Below are 24,771 nucleotides of genomic sequence, written 5' to 3' on the forward strand. Positions count from 1 at the left end.
GCATTTTTGTACGATCTACATACCCCTGGGGGTATTTTATGGACGTCATACCTTTTCGCACCCCTGGCTTGGGCGACCAGACCTATCTGCTGACCCACGAAGGCCAGGGTGTCCTCGTCGATCCGCAGCGGGACATCGACCGATTTCTTGCAGCCGCGGCCGACGTCGAGCTGCGGTTCGTGCTGGAGACGCACCTGCACAACGACTACGTCTCCGGCGCCGCGCAGGCCGCGCTGCGGACCGGCGCGGAGCTGGTGCTGCCGGCCGCCGCGGCGGCCGCGTACCGGCACACGCCCGCTTTCCATATGGAGGACATCGAGGGCGGCGGGCTCACCATCCGGCCGATCCACACGCCCGGCCACACCCCTGAGCACACCAGCTACCTGGTGCTCATCGACGGCGAGCCGGTCGCGGTGTTCTCCGGCGGCAGCCTGCTGGTGGCCTCGGCCGGCCGCCCCGACCTCCTCGGCCCCGAACGCGCCCCGACGCTGGCCCGGCTCCAGCACCTCTCGCTGCGCCGGCTGGCCGCGCTGCCGCCCGGCGTCGGCCTGTACCCCACGCATGGCGAGGGCTCGTTCTGCACGGCCACGGGCGCGGGCCGGCTCACCTCCAGCATCGGCGCGGAGCTGACGGACAACCCGTTGCTGGCCATCGACGACGCCGACGCGTTCGCCGACCGGGTGCTCGCCGATCCCATGCCCATCCCCGCCTACTACCGGCGCATGGGCCCGGCCAACACCCTCGGCGGGGCGCCCATGCCTCCGGTCGGGGTCCCCGAGCTCGACGCCGTGCCCGCCGGCTCGCACGTGGTGGACATCCGGCCCCGTCAGGTCCAGGCGCGCGGGATGCTGCCCGGCTCGCTCGGCATCGAGCTGGACGACGATTTCGGGGCGTGGGCGGGCTGGCTGCTGCCGTACCAGGAGCCCATCACCCTCGTCGCCGAGCCCGGCCAGGACGTCGCCGAGGCCGTGACCCAGCTGGCCAGGATCGGCATCGACACCGTCCAGGGCGTCGTCCGGGAGCTGGGTGAGGCCGCCACGCAGACGTACGAGCTGCTGGAGCTGAAGGCGTTCGCCGAGCGGCTCGCCCGGCCCGGGGCGCAGCTGCTGGACGTGCGGATGCCGAACGAGTGGGCGGCGGCCCGGGTGGAGGGGGCGGTCGAACGCTTCCTGCCCGAATTGTTCACCCTCGGCGTTCCCGCGGAGCTCGACCCGGCGCGGCCGGTCCTGGTCGCCTGCGGCAGCGGCCGCCGCTCGGCCATCGCCGCCGGGCACCTGGCCCGCCTGGGATATCGCACGGCGGCCCTCACCGGCGCCGGCGCGCCCGACCTCGCCGCTCGCTGATCGCGGCCGACCCCGGTGTGCTGCTCGTCGATGTGCGCACCCCGGCGGCCCCATGGTGCTCATCTGCCAGTCCGGCAACCGCGCGGAACGCGCCCAGCAGGCGCTCACCGGAGCCGGGTCCACCGATGTCGCGGTCGTGGCGAGCCCGTGGCTGCCCGCGGCGACGATCGCCGCCGGTGTCATCGGCGGCGGCCTGACGCTCGCCGCGATCGCCGCCCTGCGCCGGGCGGCTACCGCGCCGCGGGCGGCAGCGGCGGGACCGCGTTCTTCGCCCGTTCGAGGGCCTGGTCAGGCCACCACTGACCGGCGGCCGGGGTGACGATGCCGTACACCGGGTCGGCCGGCCCCGAGGTGCCCCTGGTGCACTGGCCGTTGGAGAACCCCGGGCTGTTGAGCCACAACAACGCGTCGGCCAGCGGGCTCCCCGTGTCGGCGGTCGGCCGCGCGCCCGCACCCCGGCCCGGAGGATTGCACCATTCGTCCGGCACGGGGAACCGCCCGGCCGGCGGCTCCCACTCCCCCGCCCCGTTGCGGCTGGTGTCGACGACGAAGTGGGGCAGGCCGGGCGCGGAGTCGGGCACGGCGGCCAGAGCCGCGTCGGCGCACGACGCCGTCCTCGACGCGACTCTCAAGTAGACACATCTGGACAGCTTGGCGGCGTACGCGAGCGACAGCTCGGTCGTGCGGTAGCCGACCATGTTGACGTAGAAGCCGTCGGCGTCGACCACCCCCGCGTTGACCAGCCGGTCGGCGATCTGGGTGAAGGCGGGCCACCCCGCCAGCCCGCCGTCGAGGTACACGGCGGTGCGGGCCAGGCCGGTGAGGGTCTCCACGGCGTACGTGAGATCGGCGTACCGCTGGGCGGCGGCGGCCTGCCCACCCTGTGGGCACTCCGGGCTGCCGGGCATCCGTGCCAGGCCATGGGGCTCCAGGGCGACGACCGCGGGCCGGCTCCCGATGCCCTCGGCCACCGCGTCGATCCACGCCCGGTAGCTCTCGGCGTTCGGAGCGCCGCCGTTCCAGCAATCACGTCCGGGGATGTGGTCGGTGACGAACGCGGGGACGGTCCGCTGCCGGTCCGCCTCGGCGACCGCGTCACGGACCGTACGGGAGATGTCGGCGGGCGAGCCTCCGGCGAGCCACATGGCCGCGGGGACCTCCGACAGGGCCCGCATGAGGGCGGCGTCGGCCGTCCTGCCCTGCGTCGACCAGGCCCGTGCCTGCCGCGCCGCGTCGTTGTCCGGCTGCACGTGGAACCGCACGCCGTCAGCGTGGAGCGGGTTCTCACCGGGGAGTTTCCGCCAGCGCGTTCCGGCGTCCTGCGCGGACGGTTCATGAAGGGCCAGTTCGGCAGGCAGGAGGTTGCGGTTGGCGGCCACCTGAGAGACGAGGACCGCGCCTGCCGTCACCAGGGCGAGCGCGGCCAACGCCGCACCGCCCCACGCCCAACGCCGGTACGGGGCCCGCCGGCGTCTGCGCCCCTTGCCCGGCCTGGTGATCGCACGCGGCTCCGGATCGGCCGACGGGGCCTCGGGCTCCTGGCGGACCCCCGGGATGGCCGGCGGGAGCCGGAGACCGGTGCCTCCGGCGAGCAGGTCCACGAGCTCCGCTGCCGACGGCCGCGCCGCCGGGTTCTTGCTCAGCGCCCGCGACACCAGCTCCCCCAGCACGCCGTCCAACGCGGGAAGCACGGGGTCGTCGTGAACCACGCGGTAGAGCACCTCGTGGCCCGCTCCCCTGCCGAACGGCGGCTGCCCACCGGCCGCGAAGACCACGACGCCGGCCCAGGCGAAGACGTCGGAGGCCGGCGAGAGCGGCAGCCCGCGCACCTGCTCCGGAGACATGTACGCCGGCGTGCCCATCCTGGTGAACGACAGAGTGGTGGAGTCGGCCGCGAAGGCGAGACCGAAGTCGATGACTTTAGGACCCACGGGGGACAGCAGCACGTTCGACGGTTTGAGATCCCGGTGGACGACGCCGGCCGCGTGGATGGCCCACAGGGCGACCGCCGTGCTCATGGCGAGCCCTTCGAGCTCCGAGCCCGACATCGGGCCCCGCTCCTTGACCGCGCGAAACAGCGTCGGCCCGGGCACGTATTCGGTGACGACGTACGCGAGGTCGCCGTCCAGATCGGCCTCGAGCACGGGCGCCGTGGAGAAGCGGGCGACCCGCTGCGTGGTCGCGACCTCGCGGCGGAAGCGCCGGCGGAACTCCGGGTCCCCGGCGAGATGCCGGTGGATGATCTTGATCGCCACCAGTCGCCGCGAAGGGCTCTCCGCCAGGTAGACGACGCCCATCCCGCCCGCGCCGAGCCGGCGGATCACGCGATGGCCGCCGACCTGCAGGGGGTCACCGCCGGTTCGCCCACCCACTGCCTCGCCGTGCTTGGTGCCGTGTGCCATCGCCCGCCCATCCAGGACCCGAGGGTCCTCCTGAGACCAGAACGCAACAGGACTCTCTCCTCCAGACAGTCGACAGGAGGTACGGATCCGGCGGCCTCCGGGTTCAGCCCTTGACAGTGGTGGCTGTATCGATAAAGTTGCCTCGCTTTATCGATCCATGTATCGGTAAAGCAACCTCCACCACCCCTGAGGGATTCATCCATGAGCAATGTCGTCGTGCCTGCCATCATCAATGTCGACGTCGAGGGTCCGGTGATCAACCGGCATCTCTACGGTCATTTCGCCGAGCATCTGGGCCGCTGCATCTACGGCGGGTTCTATGTGGGCGAGGACAGCGACCTCCCGAACGCCGGCGGCATCCGCCTGGACGTCGTCGACGCGCTGCGTGCCCTGAACATCCCCAACCTGCGCTGGCCCGGCGGCTGCTTCGCCGACGAGTACCACTGGATGGACGGCATCGGGCCGAAGGACCAGCGCCCCTCGATGGTCAACACCCACTGGGGCAACGTCGAGGAGAACAACCACTTCGGCACCCACGAGTTCATGGCCCTGTGCGAGTTGCTCGGCGCCGAGCCGTACATCAGCGGCAACGTCGGCTCGGGCACGGTCAAGGAGATGAGCGACTGGGTCGAGTACCTCACCCGCGAGGGCGACTCGCCGATGGTGCGCCTGCGCAAGGCCAACGGCCGCGAGGAGCCCTGGCGGGTGCGCTTCTGGGGGCTCGGCAACGAGACCTGGGGCTGCGGCGGCCATATGACCGCCCAGCACTACGCCGACGAGGCCCGCCGCTACGGCACCTACTGCCGCGACCACGGCGACAACAAGCTCTACCGCATCGCCGCCGGCGCGAACACCGACGACTACGCCTGGACCGAGACGCTCATGAAGCAGCTCGGCGACCTGGGCTGCGCCTACCGGCCCCAGCCGTTCTACCAGGCGCTCTCCCTGCACTACTACACGATTCCGGGCACGTGGCAGGACAAGGGCGACGCCACCGTGTTCGACACCGACGACTACTACCGCACAATGGTCCAGGCCGCGCGCATCGACGAGCTCCTCACCGGCCACTCGAACGTCATGGACTGCTACGACCCGGGCAAGAAGGTGGGCCTGGTGCTGGACGAGTGGGGCACGTGGTGGAACGTCGAGCCGGGCACCAACCCGGGCTTCCTCTACCAGCAGAACACGCTCAGGGACGCGCTGGTGGCCGGCCTGCACTTCGACATCTTCCACCGCCACGCCGACCGGCTGGTGATGGCCAACATCGCCCAGACGGTGAACGTGCTCCAGGCCATGATCCTGACCGACCCCGACTCCGGCGCACTCGTGCTCACGCCCACGTACCACGTGTTCGAGATGAACAAGGGCCACCAGGACGCGGCCTCGCTGCGGGTCGACCTCCCGGCTGGCCTGCCCGGCGGGGAAACGCTGAAGACGGTCTCGATCTCGGCGAGCCGCAAGGACGGACGGATGCTCGTGTCGATGTCGAACCTGGACGCGGCCGAGGCCGTCGACGTCGAGCTGGACCTGCGTGGCGGCGCCGTGGCCGGCGCGCGCTCCCGGATCCTCACCGCGGAGAAGCTGCAGGCCCACAACACGCCCGAGACGCCGGCCGCCGTCGCCCCGAGGGCTCACGAGCAGGTCACGGCGACCGCTTCCGGGCTGCGGGTGCACCTGCCCGCCCACTCCTTCGTCACCGTGGAGGCCCGCCTCGGATGACGGTCACCAGGGCCGCCGAGCCCACCGCGATAGGCTCACAGGCATGGTGACCATGAACGACGTCGCCCGGCTGGCGGGTGTGTCGAAGATGACGGTCTCCAACGTGGTCAACAACCGCGCCGGGGTCAGCGACCCGGTCCGCCGCCGGGTGCTGGAGGCCATCCGGCAGTCGGGCTACCGCGTCAACCTCTCCGCCCGGACGCTCAAGTCCGGGCGGACCGGCATCATCGGCCTGGCCGTGCCGGAGATCCACAGCCCCTACTTCGGCCACCTCGCCGCGCACGTGATCGACGAGGCCGCGCAGCGGGGTTTCCACGTCGCGATCGAGCAGACCGGGGCGGCCGCCGCCGGGGAGATCGACGCGATCGCCCATTCGCACACGCTGCACTTCGACGGCCTGATCCTCAGCGCGGTCGAGCTCGGGCGGGAGGATCCACGGCTGGCCGGCGCCGGCTACCCCATCGTCATGCTCGGCGAGCGGGACTTCGGCGGCCGTTTCGACCACGTCGCCATGCCCAACGAGGAAGGCGCGAAAGCGGCGACCAGGCACCTGATCGACCGGGGATGCCGCAGGATCGCGATCGTCACCGGCGACGCCCTGGAGGGGGTCAACGTGGTGACCCGCCGCTACCAGGGCTACCTCGCCGCCCTCGCCGAGCGCGGGCTCGAGCCCGATCCCGGGCTGCTCTTCACCGTCGGCAGGATGACGATGGAGGCGGGCCGCGAGGCGGCGCACCGCCTGGCCGGCTCCGGCCGCGAGGTCGACGGCGTGGTCGCGGTCACCGACACCGTCGCGCAGGGAGTGCTCCGCGGCCTGGCTGACCGCGGGCTCCGGGTCCCCGGCGACGTCCGCATCGTCGGCTTCGACGACATCCCCGAGGCGGAGTTCATGGTTCCCTCGCTGTCCACGGTGGCGCCGGATCACCGGTGGATGGCCGCGAAGGCCGTCGAGTTGCTGACCGGCCGCATGGGGGCGCCCGCACGCGAGGCCCGTGAGCACACCGCTCCCTTCGAGCTCATGGTCCGCGAATCCACCACCTGACCATCGCTCTACGTTAGAGTGTCGTATCATCATGGATCTGTAGCACGTTCTGGATAGAGGAGCGTCCGCTGAGCGACACACTGAGGATCGAGGACGGTCAGGATCGGGTGCTGGTCCGGCTGGACCGCCCGCACGTGCGCAACGCGATCGACGCGGCGATGGTGGCCGATCTGCACGAGGTGTGCGCCGAGCTGGAGCGCCACCCCCGGATCCTGGTGATCACCGGGTCGGACGGGGTGTTCGCCGCCGGCGCCGACATCCGGGAGCTGCGCGAGCGCCGGCGCGAGGACGCCCTGGCCGGCATCAACAGCGGCCTGTTCGACCGCATCGCCCGGCTGCCGCTGCCCACGGTCGCCGCCATCGACGGGCCCGCGCTGGGCGGCGGCGCGGAGCTGGCCTACGCCTGCGACTTCCGCATCGCGACCCCGCGGGCCCGGTTCGGCAATCCCGAGGCGGGGCTCGGCATCATGGCCGCCGCGGGCGCGTGCTGGCGGCTGCGCGAGCTGGTCGGCGAGCCGCTCGCCAAGGAGATCCTGCTCGCGGGCAGAGTGGTGTCCGCCGAGGAGGCGCTGGCCGTCAGGCTGGTCAACGAGCTCGTCCCCGAGGACGAGCTGGCGGCCGCGGCGGACCGGCTGGCCGCCCGCATCGCCAAGAACGCGCCGCTCGCGCTGCGCCTGACCAAGCTCGCCCTGGCCGCGCCTCCTGGCGCGCATCCGCGCTTCGACGACGTGGCGCAGGCCGTGTTGTTCGAGACCGAGGACAAGCACGCGCGCATGACGGCGTTCCTGGACAAGCGCCGCTGACGGTCAGGGGTCCAGCCTGCGGAGTTCGTGCCGGTAGCGCTTGGCGTTGCCGCGGTATTCGTCCACGCCGAAGTCGATCCACTCGCTCTGCGCGGTGCCGTCCATGGGCCTGGGGCGGGCCGGCACGCCGAGCGCCAGGTGGCCGGCCGGGACCTCCAGCCCTTCTGGCACGAGCGCCTGCGCGCCGACCACCGATCCGGTGCGGACCAGGGCGCGGTTCAGCACGACCGCGCCCGAGCCGATGAGGCAGCGGTCATCGACCGTGCATCCCTCGAGATGGGCGTTGTGCCCGACCACGCAGTCGCTGCCGATCACGGTGGGCCACTGCTCGGTGGTGTGCACGACGGTGCCGTCCTGGACGGAGGTACGCTCGCCGATCTCGATGCGGCCGAAGTCGCCCCGCAGCACGGCAGCCGGCCACACCGACGACTCCGCGCCGATGGTGACGCTGCCGATGACGACGGCGTCGGGGTGGACGTACGCGTCCGGATGGATGCGGGGCACCTGGTCGCCGAGAGCGTAAACGGGCACCGGTCACACCCCCGCGTACACGCGCATCGCGTTGCCCGCGAGCACGGCCGCGGCCACGTCGGCCGGCAGCAGCCCGGCGACGGCACGCGCGTTGGCGGCGATGCCGGGCACGCCGGGCCAGTCGGTGCCGAAGATGCACTTGCGTGCCAGGCGGGTGAGGTCGTAACGCGCGTAGTACTCCGGCAGCCGCTTGGGCGGCAGGCCGGACAGCTCCAGCCACACGGTGTCGTTCGACAGCGCCAGGAAGGCCGCGGCGTCGTACCACCAGCCGCGCCCGCCGTGCGCGAGCACGACGTTGAGGCCGGGGAAGTCGCGCACGACGGGGATGAGGAAGCGTGGGTCGGCGTTCTCGTTCATCGAGCCGGGAAAGGAGCTGGTGCCGCAGTGCACGACGAGCGGGACGCCCCGCTCCTCGAGAACCTGGTAGGCCGGGTAGAGGGCCGCGTCGTCGCAGCGGAACCCGCCGTGCACCGGATGCAGCTTCAGCGCGGCGGCCCCGAGGTCGAGCTGCCGCCGCACCTCCTCGGCGATCGGGAAGTGCAGGTGCGGGTTGACGTTGGCGACCGGACGGAACCTGGCCGGGTTGTGCTCGACGATCGGCAGCAGGTCCTCGAAGGTCTGCAGGCCGGTCGCCTTGGGGCTGTATTCGCAGAACAACAACGCCACGTCCACGCCCTGAGCGGCGAAGATCTCATCCAGGCGGGCCGGGCGCGGCCTGCCGCCGGAGTCCCAGGCGTCCTCCATGAGGCCGTGCTCGCCGAAGTCGCGGGCCCACTCCAGCCAGGCCGGCTTGAGGGTGTCCAGCACGGGGATGTGCACGTGCGCGTCGATGAGTCGCATGCCGTCGATCATGACCGGTCCGCCACCATGGGAGTGTCCACGCCGATGCGGCCCGTCTTGTTCGACCCTCCGGGCGTGCCGATCGGCGCCTCGCGTCCCGGCAGCACCTCGATGAAGAAGCGGCGGTTGTCCTCGACGAAGCCGGCGTGCTCGGGGTCGACCCGGCGGTCCTGGCTGATCGCCTCGACGGGGCACACGGGCTCGCACGCGCCGCAGTCGATGCACTCCTTGGGGTTGATGTACAGCTTGCGGTCCCCCTCGTAGATGCAGTCGACCGGGCACTCCTCGACGCACGACTTGTCCATGACGTCGATGCAGGGTGCGGCGATGACGTACGGCATGTGAGAACTCCTGAACTAGACCGGGGCGGGGTTGTCGGTCGAGTGCCCCGGGAAGAGCTGGGCGGCGGGGTCGATGTGCACCGCGGCGTTGTTGACGGCCGTCGCCACCTCGCCGAACCCGACCGCGATCAGCCGCACCTTGCCGTCGTAGTCGGCGATGTCGCCGGCGGCGAAGATGCCGGGCACGTTGGTGCGCATCGCCGAGTCGACGACCAGGTGGCGGTTGTCGTGCAGGTCGAGCCCCCACTCGCGCAGCGGCCCCAGGTTGGCGGTGAAGCCGAGGGCCGCGACGAGCCGCTCGCACGGGAGGGTCTCCCCCGTGCTCAGCTCGACGCGTTCCAGCCGGTCGCCGCCGTGGGCGGCGGTGACCTGGGCGTTGGTGACGATCTCCACGGGCGCGGCCTTGAGCCGCTCGACCGAGCCGTGGTGGGCGCGGAAGGCGGCACGGCGGTGCACGAGCGTGACGCTGCTCGCGATGGGGTGGAGCATGAGCGCCCAGTCCACCGCGCTGTCGCCGCCACCGACGACGACCACGTCCTTGCCCGCGTAGCCCGCGGCGTCGGGCACGAAATACTCAAGGCCCCTGCCGAGGAACTCTTCGCCGGCCGGGAGCGGGCGGGGTGTGAAGGTGCCGATGCCGCCGGTCACGACGACCGCCCGGGCGGTGATCTCGGTCCCGCCGCTGGTCTTCACCACCAGCACGCCGCCGGGCGCGTGTTCGAGCCGCTGCGCCTCCTCGCCGAGCACGTACGCGGGCCGGTACGGCGCCGCCTGCTCCACCAGATTGGCGATGAGGCGGCGGCCGGAGACGGTGGGGAACCCGGCGATGTCGTAGATCTCCTTCTCCGGGTACATGGCGCTGACCTGGCCGCCGACCTGGCTGAGCGAGTCGACGACCGCGGTGCGCAACCCGCGCACCCCGGCGTAGTAGGCGCCGAACAGGCCGACCGGACCCGCCCCGACGATCAGCACGTCGACGTCGAGCACGCTCATCCGCGTACCTCCCGCTGGACGAGGAGCTCGCGGACCTTGAACCGCTGGATCTTGCCGGTCGCCGTCTTCGGCAGCTGATCGAGGAAGACCACGTGCCGGGGTCGCTTGAACGAGGCCAGCCCGTCACGGCACCACTGGACGAGCTCCTCGGCGGTGACCTCTCCCCTGGTGACGACACACGCCACCGGCTTGTCGAGCCCGTTCTCGTCCGCCACGCCCACCACGGCCGCCTCCGCGACCTGCGGGTGCTCGAGCAGGCGGCTCTCGACCTCGGTCGGCGAGACCCAGATGCCGCCCGCCTTGAGCAGGTCGTTGCTGCGGCCCAGGCAGGTGTAGTAGCCGTCCGGGGACCGCACGTACGTGTCGCCGGTGTTGAGCCACTCGCCCGCGAACACGGTGCGGCTGGCGTCGGTGCGCCGCCAGTAGCCCAGGGCGATGGACTCCCCGCGTACGTACAGCGCCCCCGGCACGCCGTCGGGCACCTGCGCGCCTTCGGCGTCGCGCAGCTCGATGTCGTAGCCGGGCACCGGCACGCCGGTCGTGCCGGGGCGCACCTCACCGGGCCGGTTCGACAGGAAGATGTGCAGCGCCTCGGTGGAGCCGATGCCGTCGATGACCTCGACGCCGAAGCGCCCGGTGAACCTTTCCTGCAGCGGCGCGGGCAGCGCCTCCCCCGCCGAGGCGGCCAGGCGTACCGACGTGAAGGTGTCCTCGGGCAGGTCGGCGGCCAGCAGCGCGGCGTAGAAGGTGGGGACGGCGAAGAACAACGTCGGCCGGTCCGCGGCCATGCGCGAGGCCGTCACGGCGGGGTTGGGGCGGCGCGGCTCCAGCACTGTCGAGGCCCCGGCCGAGAGCGGGAAGAACATCGAGTTGCCGATGCCGTAGGCGAAGAAGAGTTTGGCGATGGAGAAGCAGACGTCGCCGGGGCCGATGCCGAGCACCTGGTCGCCGTAGGTCTGGCAGACGTGCCGGATGTTGGCGTGGCGGTGCATGGCGCCCTTGGGCACGCCGGTGGTGCCGGAGGTGTAGAGCCACAGGGCCCAGGAGTCCTCCTGGGTGACGGCGGGCTCGCGCGACTGGCCGTCGCCCCCCTTGAGCAGCTCGGCCCACGTCATGGACGTGTCGCCCGGCGGGGCGTCGCCGTCCCACACCAGGTGGCGCACTTCGGGCGCCAGGGTGAGGGCCTCCTGGACCTGGGGAGCGTAGTCGGCGCTCGCCACGACCACGGCGGCGCCGGAGTCGGCAATGATCGTGCCGAGCTCCTTGGCCCCCAGCATGGTGGAGACGGGCACGGCCACGAACCCGCCGCAGAAGGCGGCGAGGATCCCGGCGAACATCGGCACGTCGTCGTTGGTGACGAACACGACGCGGTCGTCGCGCCGCAGGCCGAGAGAGCGCAGCCCGGCGGTGACGGTCCCGACGAGCTCCGACAGCTCGGCGTAGGTGAGGGTGGCGGCGCCGCGCACGGCCATCCGGCCGCCGTGGCCCTCCTGGACGTGGCGGTGGACGAGCCAGGTTCCCGCGTTGAACTCGGTCATGGTCAGACCCGCCCGAGGTCGTAGTCGCCCTTGCGGCCGCTGCCGTAGCGGCGCAGGGCGCCGTCGGGGCCGGAGGCGTTCGGCCGGATGAAGATCCAGTTCTGCCAGGCGGTGAGCCGTCCGAAGATCTTCGTCTCCAGCGTCTCGGGGCCGACGAAGCGGTGGTTGGCCTCCATGCCGGTCAGCGCGTCGGGTGAGAGCGAGGCGCGCTCCTCCAGGACGATCCGCAGCTCCTCTTCGAAGTCGATGTCGTCCAGGGCCAGCGTGACCAGGCCGAGCTCCACCGCGGCGGCCGCGTCCAGCGGCTCGCCGATCCTGGCGCGCACGGCCTGCAGGTCCTCCTCGTGGCCCCAGAAGCGCGACTGCAGGCGGGACAGGCCGTTGCCCATCGGGTAGTCGCCGTCGTTGGCCGGGGTGAGCACGATGGTGGCGGGGACGGCGTCGTCGTCGCGGTCCTCGTAGACGCCCTCCAGCATGTACTGCCGGTCGGCGGCCAGGGCCAGCTCGGCCAGCAGCCCGGCGAAGGCCGTGCCCGGCTCGATGACGGCGATGAGGCTGCGGCTGGTGACGTCGAGGCGCTTGAGTGTGCGCTTGTAGTAGTGGCGCACCTCGTTGACGAACCAGTCGCCGGCCAGCTCGCGCAGCTGGGCGTCGTAGGCCAGCACCCGCTCGTGGTCGCCTGCCGCCCGCAGGACCCAGATGCCCAGGTCCAGCTCATTGGTCCGCAGGTGCAGGATGAGGTCGTCCAGCGCCCGCGTCACGGCGAGCGGCCAGTAGTCGGCGCCCTGGGCCGCGGGGTCGGCCGGCGGGGCGTCGTGGGGGCCGGTCACGGTGATCTCGACGAGGCGGGCGGCCCGGTCGATCCGCGCCGACAGGTACGGGTAGGTGATCACGTCGCCTTCGTCCTTGCGGTCGAGCGGCGTCAGCGCCACGCCCTTCGCTCCCGAAGGCCGCTGGGACGTCGCCGCGGCGGCCGCGGCGCGCCTGGCGACCTCCTCGTCCAGGGCGTTACGCGGGACGGAGGCGTCCACCAGGCCCCACTCCACGGCCGTGCCGCCGCGGAAACCCTCGGACTTGGTGGCGAAGAGGTCGGCGCGGTCCTTGCGCACGTGGCGCTTGTCCACGACGCGGGTCAGGCCGCCGGTGCCGGGCAGCACGCCGAGCAGCGGCACCTCGGGCAGGGAGACGGCCGAGGAACCGTCGTCGACGAGGACGATCTGGTCGCAGGCGAGCGCGAGCTCGTAGCCGCCGCCGGCGGCGGTGCCGTTGAGCGCGGCGATCCACGTCTGGCCGGAGTGCTCGGTCGCGTCCTCGATGCCGTTGCGGGTCTCATTGGTGAACTTACAGAAGTTGACCTTCCAGGCGTGCGTGGACTGTGCCAGCATCCTGATGTTGGCCCCGGCGCAGAACATGCGCTCCAGGCCGCCGGTCACCACGACCGCCTTGACCTCCGGGTGCTCGAAGCGCAGCCGCTGGGCGAGGTCGTACAGTTCGATGTCGACGCCGAGATCGTAGGAGTTCATCTTGAGCTCGTAGCCGGGGACCAGGCCGCCGTGCTCGTCCACGCGCAGCGTGACGGTGGCCACCGCCCCGTCCACCTCGAGCTTCCAGTGACGGTAACGGTCCGGGGAGGTCGCGAAGCGAACCACCGGCGGAGCCGAATGCGTTGTTTCACTCAATGCGTGCTCCAGGAGGTGCAGGGGGGCTTGCGCCTACAATGTTCGACGTTTCGCAGATGTATCGTCAAGTGTTTGTAGCATTTTGGGGGAACGGTACGTCACGACGCGCAGGCTTGCCTAACCTGGCAGAATGCGCCTCACCAGCGAGACTGACGGCAGGAGGGCGGACGTGGCCCCGCGCGACGCGCACACGGAGACCGGCCAGGCGGCCGAGCGCCGCCCGACCGGCGCCAGTGCGCGCTCGCTGCTGCTGACCGTCCTCGGCGAGTTCGTGCTGCCGCGCAGCGGCGAGGTCTGGACGGGCACCCTGGTCACCGCGCTCGGCGCCCTCGGCGTCGAGGAGAAGTCCGCGCGCCAGGCTCTGTCCCGCACCGCGGCCGAAGGCCTGCTCACGTCGGTGCGGCACGGCCGCAAGGTGCGCTGGAACCTGACCGAGGCCGGCGACCGGCTGCTGCGCGAGGGCACCGAACGCATCTACGGCTTCATGCGCGGGCCGCACGGCTGGGACGGCCGCTGGCTGGTCCTCACGGCCGGGGTGCCGGAGGCCCAGCGCCAGCTGCGCCACCGCCTGCGCACCAAGCTCACCTGGCTCGGGCTCGGCTCGCCCTCCCCCACGCTCTGGATCGTCCCCGACGCGTCCAAGGAGGCCGCGGTCCGGGAGGTCATCCGCGAACTCGACCTCGCCGACCGCGCCTACGCCTGGACCGGTCCGTCGGCGGGCATCGGCGACAGCGCCACACTCATCAACGCCGCGTGGGACCTCGACGACGTGGAGAAGCGCTACCTCGCCTTCATCGAACGCTTCGAGGGCCTCCCCGTCGAGTCCGACCGCGACGCGTTCGTCAACCAGGTGCTGCTCATCCAGGAGTGGCGGCGCTTCCCGTTCCTCGATCCCGACCTGCCCGCCGAGCTGCTCGAGCACGACTGGCCCGGCCCGCGGGCGGCGGCCGTCTTCCACGACCTGCACAACCGGTGGCACCGGCGGGCCCAGGCCGAGTGGGACCGCATGGACGAAGGCGCCGCCGCCCGCTCCTAGATCTTTCTAGAGGAGCCCCTCGTCGGCGAGGTGCACGTAGTCGAACTCGACCGGCTGGTCGTTGATGCCGGTCTTCGGCGGGGCGATCCAGCCGGCGAACTTGCCGTACTCGTACTCGGGGACCATCAGGCCCGCCACCGCCTCGCGGTCGGCCGGCGTGGGCAGCCACTCGTCGATCCTGGCCTGCCAGGCGGCCTCCTCGATGACCTCGCCCTGCGGGGTCACGTGGTGTCCTGCGTACACGCCGACCTTGCGGTTGAAGCCCTCGTGCGGCAGGTACAGTCGCTCGCTGAGCCCGGCGTCCTCCAGCGCCTGGTTCCAGCGGCGCACGCCGTTGGCGCAGTCGGCGACGTACTCGTCGCGCAGGTCGAGGTTGAGCGCGCTGAGCATCGGCACGGTCTTCGTCCTGATCTGGCCGTCCTCGACGTAACGCAGCTCGCGGGTGGCCTCCAGCAGCACGTGGTCGTCCTTGCGCCGGGTCTCCATCCACCGGCCCTTCAGGCCGGAGCTGTAGTAGTTGCCGGCGTTGGTGGACTGCTCGGAGCCGAACAGGTCCATCGACACCGAGAACTGGAAGTTGAGGTATTTCTGGATGATGTCCAGCGGGATGCCGCCGTGCGGGAGGACGTCGGCCGTGCCGTGCTCCTTCATGAGCTCGGCGGTGCGCTCCAAAATCCGCTGCACGCCGGTGGTGCCCACGAACATGTGGTGGGCCTCCTCCTTCAGCATGAACTCGCAGGTACGCGCCAGCGGGTCGAACGCCGACTCCTTCAACGTCCCGAGCTGATACTTGCCGTCCCGGTCGGTGAAGTACGTGAACATGAAGAACTGCAGCCAGTCCGTGGTCGCCTCGTTGAAGGCGCCGAGGATCCGCGGCGAGTCGAGGTCGCCCGAGTTGCGCTTGAGCAGCTGCTCGGCCTCCTCGCGCCCCTCCCTGCCGAAGTAGGCGTGCAGGAGGTAGACCATGGCCCACAGGTGCCGGCCCTCCTCCACGTTGACCTGGAAGAGGTTGCGCAGGTCGTAGATGCTGGGCGCGGTGTTGCCGAGGATGCGCTGCTGCTCGACCGAGGCGGGCTCGGTGTCGCCCTGCACGACGATCAGGCGCATCAGGTCGGCCCGGTGCTCGCCGGGCACCTCCTGCCAGGCCGGCTCGCCCTTGTGCTTGCCGAAGTTGACCTTGCGGTCGGGGTCCCGCTCGGCCAGGAAGATGCCCCAGCGGTACTCATCCATCGGGACGTGCTCGAAGTGCGCCCACCCGTCGCGGCCCACCGCCACGGCGGTGCGCAGGTAGACGTCCTTGGTCGGCAGGGCCGGGCCGAGCTGCTTCCACCAGTCGAGGAACTTCGGCTGCCAGCCTTCGAGCGCGCGCTGCAGGCGGCGGTCACCGGCCAGGTTGACGTTGTTGGGGATGCGCTCGCTGTAGTCGACCCGGCTGAGGGGGCCGCTGGGCGCGGGGGCGGCGCCGGTGCGGGAGTCGGTGCTCATCGCTGCTCTCCTGTCTGCATGTCTCAGTTGACGATCGCGTCGAGAATCTCTGGGCCGCCCTGGAGGGCGGTGCGCTGCAGGTAGGCGTGCACGGCACGCAGGCCGCCCTCCTCCTCGCCGCCGCCGGCGCGGCCGGGTCCGCCGTGAACCAGCTGCGGCATGGGCGTGCCGTGCCCGGTGGACTCCCCCGCACTGTCGCGGTCGAGCACGAGGAGGCGGCCGTGGCAGGCGGCCGCGCCGAGCACGACCTGCCGGACGAAATCACGGTCGTGGGAGACGACCGACCCGGCCAGCGAGCCGTCGCCCCGGGCGATCAGCTCCGCCAGCTGCGCGGTGTCGCGGTAGGGCATGAGCGTGCTCACGGGGCCGAACGCCTCCACCTCATGGGGCTCGGGGCGGTCCACGTCGTCGGCGCGCAGCAGCAGCGGCGACAGGAACGCGCCCCGTTCGGCGTCGGCGCCGACGACCTCGACCTTGTGCGGGTCACCGCACACAAGGGAGCCGGCCTCGGAGAGGCGGGCGACGGCGGCGCGGACGTCGTCGCGCTGCGCGAGGCCGACAAGCGCGCCCATCGTCACGCCCGCCGCGCCCGGCGCGCCCACGACGACGCGCGCGAGCCGTGCCTCGACCGCCTCGGACACCGGGTCGATGAGGTGCGCGGGCACGAACGCGCGCCGGATGGCGGTGCACTTCTGCCCGGCTTTGACCGTCATCTCGGTGACGAGCGCATCGGCGAACAGGTCGAACTCCGGCTGCCCGGGCACGGCGTCCGGGCCGAGGACCGAGCAGTTGAGCGAGTCGGCCTCGGCGTTGAAGCGGGCCGAGCGGCGCGTGACGGCGGGGTCGGCCCGCAGCCGGGCGGCCGTGGCCGCGGACCCGGTGAACCCGATGTGGTCCTGCCCGCCGAGCAGCTCGAGCAGGCCGGGGATGCCTCCCGCGACGAGCTGGATCGCCCCCGGCGGCAGCGTGTCGGCGATGATGCGCACGGCGTGCGCGGCGATGTACGCGGTCGGGGTGGCGGGCTTGACGATCGTCGGCAGCCCGGCGAGCAACGCGGGGGCGAGCTTCTCCAGCATGCCCCACACCGGGAAGTTGAACGCGTTGATCTGCAGGGAGATCCCGCGGGGCGTGGTGAGGACGTGCCGGCCCGCGAACGTGCCGCCCTTGCCGAGCGGGATCAGGTCGTCCTCGACGATGATGGTGTGGTCGGGCAGGCCCTTGCGGGCGAGGCTCGCGTAGACGAGGGCCGTGCCGATGCCGCCGTCCACGTCGACCGCGGCGTCCCTTCGCGTGGCGCCGGCCCGCGCCGACAGGTCGTACAGCTCTTGCTTGCGCTCCTGCAGTGCCAGGGCGGCGGCCTTGAGCGCGGCGGCCCGCTGCGGGAAGGTCAGCTCGCCGAGCGCGGCCAGGCCGGTGCGGCGCGCGTACGTCACCGCGGCGGCCAGGTCGAGCCCGACGCTGGTGACCCGGGTGACGAGCTCGCCGGTGACCGCGTCGGCCACGGGCGTCCCTTCGCCGGCGCCGGTGCGCCAGGCGCCTTCGAGATAGCTCGGCAACGTCATGCGTCACTCCAGTCGTAGAAGCCCTTGCCGGTCTTGCGTCCGAGATGGCCCTGCTCGACGAGCCGGACGAGCAGGTCCGGCGGGGCGAAGCGGGGGCCCAGCTCGCGTTCGAGATAGCGGGCGATGCCCAGCCGCACGTCCAGGCCGACGAGGTCGGTGAGGCGCAGGGGTCCTGTCGGGTGGCCATAGCCGAGCGTCATCGCGGCGTCGATGTCCTCGGCCGTGGCGACGCCGGACTCGACCATGCGGATCGCCTCCAGGCCGAGGATGACCCCGAGCCTGCTGCTGGCGAAGCCGGGCGAGTCGCGGACGACCACGGCGGTCTTGCCGATCTCCTCCACCCAGGCCGCGGCACGCTCCCGCAGGGCGGGTTCGGTGGCGGAGGCGATCACCACTTCGACGAGCTTGCTCGCCGGGACGGGGTTGAAGAAGTGCAGCCCGAGGAAACGTCCTGGCCGGGCGAGCGCCTCGGCGAGGGTGTCGAGCGAGATGCTGCTGGTGTTGGAGGCGATGACCGCCTCCGGCTCGACGGCGTCCTCGACGGCGCGGAGGGTGACGAGCTTCAAGTCGAGGTCCTCGGGCACCGCCTCGATCACCAGCCCGCATCCGGCCAGGCCGGCGGCGCCGGTGACCGGGTGCAGGCGGGTCATCGGCTCGTCGGCGTCCTTGATCAGGCCACGCTCGGCGCTGCCCCGGACGGCGCGGGCCACCCGGGCGCGGGCGGCGGCCGCGGCCTCCCCGTCGCGCTCCACCAGCGTGATCTCACAACCGGCCAGCAGAAGGGCGTGGGCGATGCCGGCGCCCATGCGCCCGCCGCCCACCACGCCGCACCGATCCGGCAACGTACGGGTCATCGCAATCCTCCGCTCACATCCCAAACTTGCCACACTTTCATCGCGTTGCGAAAGGCTTATGTAGCAGATTGTGTCATCGCAACGCCGCGTCACACCAGCGTGACCTGCATCGACACACTAGATCCGACATGGCTGGGAGCCGAGCTGACCCGCCGACACGATCCACACCTGACGCCCCGCAGCTCAACGAGGTATCGATTTGTTACAGACTCTTGACGCCACAACACTCATCTGTGGATTCTGTGCGCACTGTGTCAGCGCAATGACGCCGACGTCACCCCCGGGAGTCGCACATGGGTGTTCTCTCTACTGTTCTCCACACGCTACGACCCGGCACCGCCGTCGTCCTGCTCGCGCTGTCGGGTTGTGCGGGTTCGAGCCTGACCCAGTCCGGCGGCGAGTCGACCGCGGGCTCCGTGAAGATAGGTCTGCTGGTGCCGCTGTCGGGGGTCTACGCCCCACTCGGCGAGGACATGCGCAATGGATTCCAGTTCTACCTGGACCAGCACAGCGGCAAGCTGGGCGGGCGCACGGTCGAGGTCGTGTCCGCCGATGAGGGCGAAGGGCCGCAGACCGGAGTGCCCGCCGCCCAGAAGCTGGTGACCCAGGATCAGGCGACCGCGGTCGTCGGAGTCGTCAACTCCGCCACCGCGCTCGGCCTGCGGGACTTCTTCCATGAGTCCAAGAAGCTGCTGCTGATCGCCAACGCCGGCGCCGACGCCATCACCGGTGCCCAGAAATCCGACTATGTCTGGCGTACCAGCTTCTCCAACGGCAAGGTCGCGGCCGCGCTCGGCCCCGAGGTGGCCAAGGAGACCGACGGCGGCGTCTACCTCATCGCCGCCGACTACGCCGCGGGCAAGGAGATGGTCGCGGGCTTCCGCAAGACGTTCGAGGCGGCCGGCGGCAAGGTCGCCGGCGAGAAGTACACGCCGTTCGGCAAGACCCAGGACTTCCAGCCGTTCCTGTCGGCGATCCGCGGCTCCGGCGCCAAGGCCGTCTACAGCTTCTACGCGGGCGCCGAGGCGGTCAACTTCGTCAAGCAGTACCGGCAGTTCGGGCTGGCCGACAAGACACCGCTGTACGCCACGGGCTTCCTCACCGAGGGCGGCGTGCTGGACGCGCAGGGCGAGGCGGCGGTCGGCGTGAAGACCTCCTTGCACTACTCCACGGAGCTGGACAGCCCGCGCAACAAGGAGTTCGTGGCCGCCTACCGCAAGGCCTACAACGAGGCGCCCACGGTGTACGCGGTGCAGGCCTACGACTCCGCGGCCGTGCTCGACAAGGCCCTCGCGAACGCGCCGAGCGGGAGCGGTGACGAGCTGGTCAAGGCGCTGGGCGGCGTCGGTCCCGTCGACAGCCCGCGCGGCCAGTGGAGCTTCGACGCCAACCACGACCCCCAGCAGGCGTACTACCTGCGCGAGGTCAAGTCCAGCGGCGGCGCCGTCGTCAACGCGGTCGTCGGCCCGCTCAGCGGGACACAATGACCGGCCATCTAGTCAGCGTGCTCAACGGGCTGGCGATGGGCTCGCTGCTGTTCGCCATCGCGCTGGGATTGTCCCTGGTGTTCGGCATGATGGACGTGCTCAATCTCGCGCACGGCGCGGTCTACCTGGTCGGCGCCTACGTCGCGGTGGCGCTGGTCGCCGATGGCGCCGGCCTGGCGGCCTTCGTCCTGGCGGTGCTGCTCGCCGCCGTGCTGGGGGCGGTGCTGGGCGGCGTGCTCGCGGGCCTGACCCGGGCCACGCCGCACCATCTCGACCAGGCGCTGCTCACGCTCGGCGTCTCCCTCGTGGTCGCCGAGCTGCTGTCGATCTTCTTCGGCAACGACGTGCACTCCATCGCCGCGCCTGCCCCGGTCGCGGGGAGCGTCGTCGTGTTCGGCGAGACCTACCCGGTCTACCGGCTGCTGGTGATCGGGTTCGGGGTGGTGCTGGCGGTCGCGGTCTACGTCCTGGTCGAGCGGAGCGTGCTCGGCTCGGTGATCCGCGCGACCGTCGCCGACCGCGGCATGGTGTCGGCGCTGGGCATCAACACCGGACGCGTGCTGGTGGGGGTGTTCGCGGCGGGCGCCGGGCTGGCGGCGGTCGGCGGGGTGCTGGCCGGGCCGATCCTGGGCGCCCAGCCTGGCCTGGACGAGAAGGTGTTGCTGCTGGCGCTGGTCGTGGTGGTCATCGGCGGTCTCGGCTCGGTCCGGGGTGCGCTGCTCGGCGCCGTCCTGATCGGGCAGGTGCAGGCGCTCGGCACCTCGCTGCTGCCGGAGTACGCGTCCTTCCTGATCTTCGCCGCGATGGGTCTGGTGCTCCTGCTGCGCCCGGCCGGTCTGCTGCCCGCCGGCGGGGCGGTGCGCGCGTGAAGGTCACCACCACCATGGAACGGACGGAGACCGTGACTCCCGAGGTGACCCGCTCCTCGCCGCGCAAGGTCGTGCTCGTCGCCGCCGTCCTCGCGGTGCTGGTGGCGGCGCCGGTGGTGCTGGGGGCGTACCCGGTGACCACGATGACGCGCATGCTGGCCTTCGCGGTGCTGGTGCTCAGCGTCGACCTGCTCACCGGGGTCGCCGGCCTGCCCACGCTCGGGCAGGCCGCCTACTTCGGCGTGGGCGCCTACACGGCCGTGCTCATCGGCCTCCACCTCACCTCGGACGCGATGGTGCAGGTGGTCGCCGGGCTCGCAGCCGGGCTGATCGCCGCGGCCGCCACCGGGTGGGTCGCCGTGCGGGCCCGGGGCATCGTCTTCCTCATGCTGACGCTGGCCATCGGCGAGTCGGTGCATCAAGTGGCCGACACCTGGTCGGCCGTGGGCGGCAGCAACGGCCTGGCGGGGATGCCGCCGATCAACCTGTTCGGCGCTCCGCTGCTGGCCAGCGGGTTCGTCTACTGGTGGGTGCTGGCGGTGGCGGTCGTCCTCTTCGCGGCGGTCGCGCTGGTCGTCCGGTCCCCGTACGGCAGGACGCTGCGCGGCGTACGCGACAACGAGGCCCGGATGCGGGCGCTCGGCTACCGTCCCGCGCTCGCCAGGTATGGCGTGTTCTGCCTGGCGGGGGCCGTCGCGGGAGCCGGTGGCGCGTTGTGGGTGGCGCAGGCGCGGTTCGTCTCGCCCGGGGACCTGGGTTTCGAGGTCGCGGCGCTCGCCCTGCTCAGCGTCGTCATCGGCGGGTCGGGCAGCCTGTGGGGACCGTGCCTGGGCGCGGCCCTTGTGCTGCTGGTGCGCGACAACCTGTCGGCCTCCATCGACGGGCACGGCCCGCTGCTGCTGGGTCTGCTGTTCGTCGCGGTCGTCTTCGTCATGCCGCGCGGGCTGGCCGGCGTTCGTCGCAGAAAAAGCCGCGGAAAGGAGCGCTCGTCGTGACGCCTCTCCTGGAGCTGCGGGGGCTCACCCGCGCCTACGGCTCGCTCACCGCCGTGGACCACGTCGACCTGGCGGTGTCGCCGGGCGAGCGGCACGCCCTCATCGGGCCGAACGGCGCCGGCAAGTCGACGTTGTTCGCGACCGTGGCGGGCACGTTGCCGGCCACCGGCGGAAGCGTGATGTTCGCCGGCCAGGACGTCACCGCCCTGCCCGAGTCCGAGCGGGCCCGGCGCGGGCTGCTGCGCACCTACCAGCATTCCAGCCTCTTCCTGAACTGCTCGGTGCTGGACAACGTCGCGCTCGCCGTCCAGCGCGTCCACCGGGTGGCGTACCGGTTCGACCGGGCCGCGCGGCGTTTCCTGCGCACCGAAGCCGAAGCCCGCCGCCACTTGGAATCGGTGGGGCTGGCCGGGCGGGCCGGCGACCGGGCCGCCGACCTGTCCCACGGCGAACGCCGGCAGCTCGAAGTGGCGATGGTGCTCGCGGCGCAGCCGGCTCTCGTCATGTTCGACGAGCCCACCGCGGGGATGTCCGCCGCCGAGACCGAGCGCTTCGCGGCACTGGTGGAGCGACTGCCGGACGAGCTGACCCTGCTCATCGTCGAACACGACCTCGACGTGGTGTTCCGCCTGGCCGATCGCATCACCGTCCTGCACCTGGGACGCGTCCTGGCCACCGGTACCCCGCAGGAGATCCAGGCCGACGACGAGGTGCGACGCGCCTATCTCGGCTCCGCCAGAACCGACGAGCTCTTCCCGGGAGGTCTCCGATGACGGACCTGCTGACCGTGCGCGACCTGCGCGCCGGCTACGCGGGCAGCACGGTGCTCGACGGCGTCGACCTCACCGTGCCCGCCAGCGGCGTCGTGGCCCTGCTGGGCCGCAACGGTGCGGGCAAGAGCACCTTCGTCCACACCGTCATGGGCATGCTCAAGCCGTACTCCGGCAGCATCCGCCTCGGTGACCGGGAGCTCGCGGGGGCGGCCGCGCACGTGGTCGCCCGCAGCGGCGTGGCGATCGTCCCCCAGGGCCGCCGCGTGTTCGCGCCGCTCACCGTGGCGGAGAACCTGCGCATCGCGTCCGGGCGCGGGCAGGACGGCTGGACGCCGGAGCGGATCTACGAGCTGATGCCGCGGCTCGCCGAGCGCCGCGGCAACCGCGGCGACCAGCTGTCCGGCGGCGAGCAGCAGATGCTGGCCATCGGCCGCGCGCTGCTGCGCAACCCGCGCCTGCTACTGCTCGACGAGCCGTCCGACGGCCTCGCGCCCGCGGTCGTCGACCAGGTCGCCGAGTTGCTGGAGGGGCTACGCGGCGAGGGCATCGCGGCCGTGCTCGTCGAGCAGGACCTGCACCTGGCCTTCCGCCTGGCGGACGAGGTGGCGGTCATGCAGAAGGGGCGCATCGTGCATCGGAGTTCCACCGCGGACTTCCGGGCGGATCGCGCCCGCGCCCACGCCCTCCTCGGCGTGGGCTGACCACGTCCACCCGGCCCTATCGGAGGTCGCCGTGCGTACCAGCGACATCGCACCGAGCCTGCGTCCCGAGATCGCGCTGTCATGGCGACGGTGCCGGATGAGCGGCCTCGAGCCCGAGGCGCCCGATCTGCGCATCGAGCCCGGCGAGGTCGACCCGCGCAGCCGCCTCGTCGCCGCCGCCCAGCCGGTCCTGGAGCAGCTCGCCGAGCAGCTCGGCGACACCGACTACTGCGTGATCCTCGCCGACCGGGAGTCGCGGCTGGTGGACGTGCCCCTCGGGGCGCGTACGCTGCGCAGCCGGCTGGAGGCGCTGGGCGTAGTGGCCGGCGGGGTCTTCATGGAGGAGACCACCGGGACCAACTCGATCGCCACGGTGTACGAGCTGCGCCACGGCCTCGCGGTGCACGGCGAGGAGCACTACCTGGAGCCGTTCAAACGGTTCAGCTGCTACGGCCATCCGATCAGGCACCCGGCGACGCGCCGGCTGGAGGGCGTGCTCGACATCACCTGCCTGGCCGAGAACGACTCCCCGCTGCTGGGCCCGTTCCTCGCGCGGGCCGTGAGCGACATCGAGGAGCGGCTGCTGCTCAGCGCGCGCCGGGCCGAGCAGCACATGCTCGCCGCCTTCCAGGCGGCCGCGGCCGGCCGCAACCGGCCGGTGCTGGTGCTCGGCGAGGGCGTGGTGCTCGCGAACCCCGCGGCGGTCGAACTTCTCGACCCGATCGACCACCTGCGGCTGCGCGAGCTGGCGGCCGACCTCGGGCGCCACCACTGGCACGAGGAGCGCGCGATCGAGCTGTCGTCGGGGCGTCACCTGCACGTCCGTCTCAAGGCCATCGCCGCCACCGCGGACGGGACCTTGTTCGAGTTCACCGACCCCGGCGAGGCCCGGCCGCTCATCGGCGGCGGCACGCGGCCTTCCGCCGCACCGGCGCGCGCCTGGGTCTCCACGGGCGCCGTGGCCTCCACAAGCGCCTCGGGCGCCTCGGTCTACATCGGCGGAGAGCCGGGGACCGGACGGACGACCACGGCGAGGTCGCTGGCCGGGGAGACCGGGTTCGTCACGCTCGACGCCTCGGAGGCGGCCGTCCAGGGCGAGGCCGCGTGGCTGGCGGCCCTGGAGCAGGCCTGTGCCTCCGGCCTGCTGCTCGTGGAAGACGCGCACGTGCTGCCCGGTGCGTGCGCGGTCCGGCTGCGGCGGCTCATCGAGCGAGCCCCCAGTGGGCAAGCAGCGGGGCGGATCCTCCTGACCGGGGCCCCGTTCGCCGAGCTCGCCGGGGACGCGGCGGCGCTCGCGGCCGGGTGCTCCTCCCGGGTCGAGCTGCCGGTCCTGCGCGACCGTCCCCATGACCTGCCGGGGCTGGTGCGGGCCATGCTCGACGACCTCGGCGTGGGCGACCGGGTGCGGTTCACGCCCGCGGCGCTCGCGGCCCTGGCCGCGCACCCGTGGCCGGGCAACCTGCGTGAGCTGCGCGCGGTGATCGGCGTGGTCGTGGCACATCGCTCGGCCGGTGACGTGACACCGCGCGACCTGCCCGAGAGTTACCAGGTCAGCCCGCGGCGGGGGCGGATGACACCGTTGGAGCGGGCCGAGCACGACGCCATCGCCGCCGCCCTGCGCGAGTACGACGGCAACAAGCTGCGTGCCGCGCAGCGGCTCGGCATCAGCCGGACGACGCTCTACAGCCGGATGCGCGCCCTGCAGATCACCGTGTCCAATAGTTGAACAGTGCACCGGGCGGATGCCGCCATATGTTGCCGGTGAGAAACCCACCGGC

At 71.9% G+C, this 24,771-nt stretch carries 21 protein-coding genes; 11 read left to right on the plus strand and 10 right to left on the minus strand.

The features are described from left to right. Window positions 1–38: 38 nt before the first annotated feature. A complete protein-coding gene (locus tag ACTWQA_RS07075) occupies window positions 39–1,343 on the plus strand; it encodes a rhodanese-like domain-containing protein (protein WP_443158452.1) in 1,305 nt (434 codons plus the stop codon). A 230-nt stretch (window positions 1,344–1,573) separates the two neighbouring features. Here the strand turns inward: ACTWQA_RS07075 and ACTWQA_RS07080 are convergent, their stop codons facing one another. Continuing rightward, a complete protein-coding gene (locus ACTWQA_RS07080) occupies window positions 1,574–3,745 on the minus strand; it encodes a glycoside hydrolase family 6 protein (protein ID WP_443158453.1) in 2,172 nt (723 codons plus the stop codon). Window positions 3,746–3,946: 201 nt separating this feature from the next. On the opposite strand from ACTWQA_RS07080, the gene ACTWQA_RS07085 reads away from it, so the two are divergent. The 3 genes from ACTWQA_RS07085 to ACTWQA_RS07095 all read left to right on the plus strand — a co-directional run bounded on the left by ACTWQA_RS07085 (window position 3,947) and on the right by ACTWQA_RS07095 (window position 7,309). Beyond that, complete coding sequence (locus tag ACTWQA_RS07085) at window positions 3,947–5,464, plus strand: alpha-N-arabinofuranosidase (RefSeq protein ID WP_443158454.1); 1,518 nt, start codon at window positions 3,947–3,949, stop codon at window positions 5,462–5,464. Window positions 5,465–5,507: 43 nt separating this feature from the next. Continuing rightward, window positions 5,508–6,506 carry a LacI family DNA-binding transcriptional regulator gene (locus ACTWQA_RS07090; RefSeq protein WP_443158455.1) on the plus strand — a complete coding sequence of 333 codons (999 nt, stop codon included), beginning with the start codon at window positions 5,508–5,510 and terminating at the stop codon, window positions 6,504–6,506. Between the two features lie 107 nt (window positions 6,507–6,613). After that, window positions 6,614–7,309 carry an enoyl-CoA hydratase/isomerase family protein gene (locus ACTWQA_RS07095; RefSeq protein ID WP_443158456.1) on the plus strand — a complete coding sequence of 232 codons (696 nt, stop codon included), beginning with the start codon at window positions 6,614–6,616 and terminating at the stop codon, window positions 7,307–7,309. 3 nt (window positions 7,310–7,312) lie between these two features. On the opposite strand, the gene ACTWQA_RS07100 is transcribed toward ACTWQA_RS07095, so the two are convergent. From ACTWQA_RS07100 to boxC, 6 genes are read right to left on the minus strand one after another with little or no spacing between them, the layout of a single operon-like run. Then, window positions 7,313–7,840, minus strand: coding sequence for a gamma carbonic anhydrase family protein (locus tag ACTWQA_RS07100; RefSeq protein ID WP_443158457.1), 528 nt, complete (start codon window positions 7,838–7,840; stop codon window positions 7,313–7,315). 3 nt (window positions 7,841–7,843) lie between these two features. After that, window positions 7,844–8,680, minus strand: a complete 837-nt coding sequence (locus ACTWQA_RS07105; RefSeq protein WP_443158458.1) for an amidohydrolase family protein — start codon at window positions 8,678–8,680, stop codon at window positions 7,844–7,846. A gap of 8 nt (window positions 8,681–8,688) precedes the next feature. Then, window positions 8,689–9,021: a ferredoxin gene (fdxA, locus tag ACTWQA_RS07110; RefSeq protein ID WP_327583883.1), complete on the minus strand. Its 333-nt coding sequence runs from the start codon at window positions 9,019–9,021 to the stop codon at window positions 8,689–8,691. A gap of 15 nt (window positions 9,022–9,036) precedes the next feature. Next, window positions 9,037–10,014, minus strand: a complete 978-nt coding sequence (locus tag ACTWQA_RS07115; RefSeq protein WP_443158459.1) for an NAD(P)/FAD-dependent oxidoreductase — start codon at window positions 10,012–10,014, stop codon at window positions 9,037–9,039. After that, a complete protein-coding gene (locus tag ACTWQA_RS07120; RefSeq protein ID WP_443158460.1) occupies window positions 10,011–11,552 on the minus strand; it encodes a benzoate-CoA ligase family protein in 1,542 nt (513 codons plus the stop codon). Before ACTWQA_RS07120 ends, ACTWQA_RS07115 begins: the two co-directional genes overlap by 4 nt. Window positions 11,553–11,554: 2 nt before the next feature. Continuing rightward, window positions 11,555–13,201: a 2,3-epoxybenzoyl-CoA dihydrolase gene (boxC, locus tag ACTWQA_RS07125; protein WP_443158461.1), complete on the minus strand. Its 1,647-nt coding sequence runs from the start codon at window positions 13,199–13,201 to the stop codon at window positions 11,555–11,557. A gap of 160 nt (window positions 13,202–13,361) precedes the next feature. Between boxC and ACTWQA_RS07130 the strand changes: the two genes are divergently transcribed. Then, the gene (locus tag ACTWQA_RS07130; protein ID WP_443158462.1) at window positions 13,362–14,267 is read left to right on the plus strand and encodes a PaaX family transcriptional regulator; all 906 of its coding nucleotides are present in this window, start codon (window positions 13,362–13,364) and stop codon (window positions 14,265–14,267) included. Between the two features lie 6 nt (window positions 14,268–14,273). Here the strand turns inward: ACTWQA_RS07130 and boxB are convergent, their stop codons facing one another. The 3 genes from boxB to ACTWQA_RS07145 are packed head-to-tail and all read right to left on the minus strand — an operon-like array spanning window position 14,274 to window position 18,168. Then, window positions 14,274–15,752: a benzoyl-CoA 2,3-epoxidase subunit BoxB gene (gene boxB, locus ACTWQA_RS07135; protein ID WP_443158463.1), complete on the minus strand. Its 1,479-nt coding sequence runs from the start codon at window positions 15,750–15,752 to the stop codon at window positions 14,274–14,276. Between the two features lie 23 nt (window positions 15,753–15,775). Further along, window positions 15,776–17,314: a phenylacetic acid degradation bifunctional protein PaaZ gene (gene paaZ, locus ACTWQA_RS07140; protein WP_443158464.1), complete on the minus strand. Its 1,539-nt coding sequence runs from the start codon at window positions 17,312–17,314 to the stop codon at window positions 15,776–15,778. Continuing rightward, a complete protein-coding gene (locus tag ACTWQA_RS07145) occupies window positions 17,311–18,168 on the minus strand; it encodes a 3-hydroxyacyl-CoA dehydrogenase family protein (RefSeq protein ID WP_443158465.1) in 858 nt (285 codons plus the stop codon). Before ACTWQA_RS07145 ends, paaZ begins: the two co-directional genes overlap by 4 nt. Before the next feature lie 293 nt (window positions 18,169–18,461). Between ACTWQA_RS07145 and ACTWQA_RS07150 the strand changes: the two genes are divergently transcribed. The 6 genes from ACTWQA_RS07150 to ACTWQA_RS07175 are packed head-to-tail and all read left to right on the plus strand — an operon-like array spanning window position 18,462 to window position 24,719. Continuing rightward, on the plus strand, window positions 18,462–19,655 hold the full coding sequence (locus ACTWQA_RS07150; RefSeq protein ID WP_443158466.1) for an ABC transporter substrate-binding protein: 1,194 nt from the start codon (window positions 18,462–18,464) through the stop codon (window positions 19,653–19,655). Continuing rightward, window positions 19,652–20,524, plus strand: coding sequence for a branched-chain amino acid ABC transporter permease (locus tag ACTWQA_RS07155; RefSeq protein WP_443158467.1), 873 nt, complete (start codon window positions 19,652–19,654; stop codon window positions 20,522–20,524). The genes ACTWQA_RS07150 and ACTWQA_RS07155 overlap by 4 nt, the downstream gene beginning before the upstream one ends. Further along, window positions 20,521–21,519 carry a branched-chain amino acid ABC transporter permease gene (locus tag ACTWQA_RS07160; RefSeq protein WP_443158468.1) on the plus strand — a complete coding sequence of 333 codons (999 nt, stop codon included), beginning with the start codon at window positions 20,521–20,523 and terminating at the stop codon, window positions 21,517–21,519. The genes ACTWQA_RS07155 and ACTWQA_RS07160 overlap by 4 nt, the downstream gene beginning before the upstream one ends. After that, window positions 21,516–22,292 (plus strand): ABC transporter ATP-binding protein, encoded by a 777-nt coding sequence (locus tag ACTWQA_RS07165; protein WP_443158469.1) that lies wholly within the window; start codon window positions 21,516–21,518, stop codon window positions 22,290–22,292. The genes ACTWQA_RS07160 and ACTWQA_RS07165 overlap by 4 nt, the downstream gene beginning before the upstream one ends. After that, window positions 22,289–22,993 (plus strand): ABC transporter ATP-binding protein, encoded by a 705-nt coding sequence (locus tag ACTWQA_RS07170; RefSeq protein ID WP_443158470.1) that lies wholly within the window; start codon window positions 22,289–22,291, stop codon window positions 22,991–22,993. Before ACTWQA_RS07165 ends, ACTWQA_RS07170 begins: the two co-directional genes overlap by 4 nt. Window positions 22,994–23,024: 31 nt before the next feature. Beyond that, complete coding sequence (locus tag ACTWQA_RS07175) at window positions 23,025–24,719, plus strand: sigma-54-dependent Fis family transcriptional regulator (protein ID WP_443158471.1); 1,695 nt, start codon at window positions 23,025–23,027, stop codon at window positions 24,717–24,719. Window positions 24,720–24,771: the final 52 nt, after the last annotated feature.

The sequence above is a fragment of the Nonomuraea sp. 10N515B genome (genome assembly GCF_052245915.1).
Lineage (GTDB): Bacteria > Actinomycetota > Actinomycetes > Streptosporangiales > Streptosporangiaceae > Nonomuraea.

Coding starts and splice junctions, on each gene's coding strand:
- ACTWQA_RS07150 (WP_443158466.1), top strand. CDS start 18,462: ATGGGTGTTCTCTCTACTGTTCTCCACACGCTACGACCCGGCACCGCC.
- paaZ (WP_443158464.1), bottom strand. CDS start 17,314: ATGACGTTGCCGAGCTATCTCGAAGGCGCCTGGCGCACCGGCGCCGGC.
- ACTWQA_RS07170 (WP_443158470.1), top strand. CDS start 22,289: ATGACGGACCTGCTGACCGTGCGCGACCTGCGCGCCGGCTACGCGGGC.
- ACTWQA_RS07090 (WP_443158455.1), top strand. CDS start 5,508: ATGGTGACCATGAACGACGTCGCCCGGCTGGCGGGTGTGTCGAAGATG.
- ACTWQA_RS07145 (WP_443158465.1), bottom strand. CDS start 18,168: ATGACCCGTACGTTGCCGGATCGGTGCGGCGTGGTGGGCGGCGGGCGC.
- boxB (WP_443158463.1), bottom strand. CDS start 15,752: ATGAGCACCGACTCCCGCACCGGCGCCGCCCCCGCGCCCAGCGGCCCC.
- fdxA (WP_327583883.1), bottom strand. CDS start 9,021: ATGCCGTACGTCATCGCCGCACCCTGCATCGACGTCATGGACAAGTCG.
- ACTWQA_RS07085 (WP_443158454.1), top strand. CDS start 3,947: ATGAGCAATGTCGTCGTGCCTGCCATCATCAATGTCGACGTCGAGGGT.
- ACTWQA_RS07105 (WP_443158458.1), bottom strand. CDS start 8,680: ATGCGACTCATCGACGCGCACGTGCACATCCCCGTGCTGGACACCCTC.
- ACTWQA_RS07120 (WP_443158460.1), bottom strand. CDS start 11,552: ATGACCGAGTTCAACGCGGGAACCTGGCTCGTCCACCGCCACGTCCAG.
- ACTWQA_RS07080 (WP_443158453.1), bottom strand. CDS start 3,745: ATGGCACACGGCACCAAGCACGGCGAGGCAGTGGGTGGGCGAACCGGC.
- ACTWQA_RS07075 (WP_443158452.1), top strand. CDS start 39: ATGGACGTCATACCTTTTCGCACCCCTGGCTTGGGCGACCAGACCTAT.
- ACTWQA_RS07130 (WP_443158462.1), top strand. CDS start 13,362: ATGCGCCTCACCAGCGAGACTGACGGCAGGAGGGCGGACGTGGCCCCG.
- ACTWQA_RS07155 (WP_443158467.1), top strand. CDS start 19,652: ATGACCGGCCATCTAGTCAGCGTGCTCAACGGGCTGGCGATGGGCTCG.
- ACTWQA_RS07115 (WP_443158459.1), bottom strand. CDS start 10,014: ATGAGCGTGCTCGACGTCGACGTGCTGATCGTCGGGGCGGGTCCGGTC.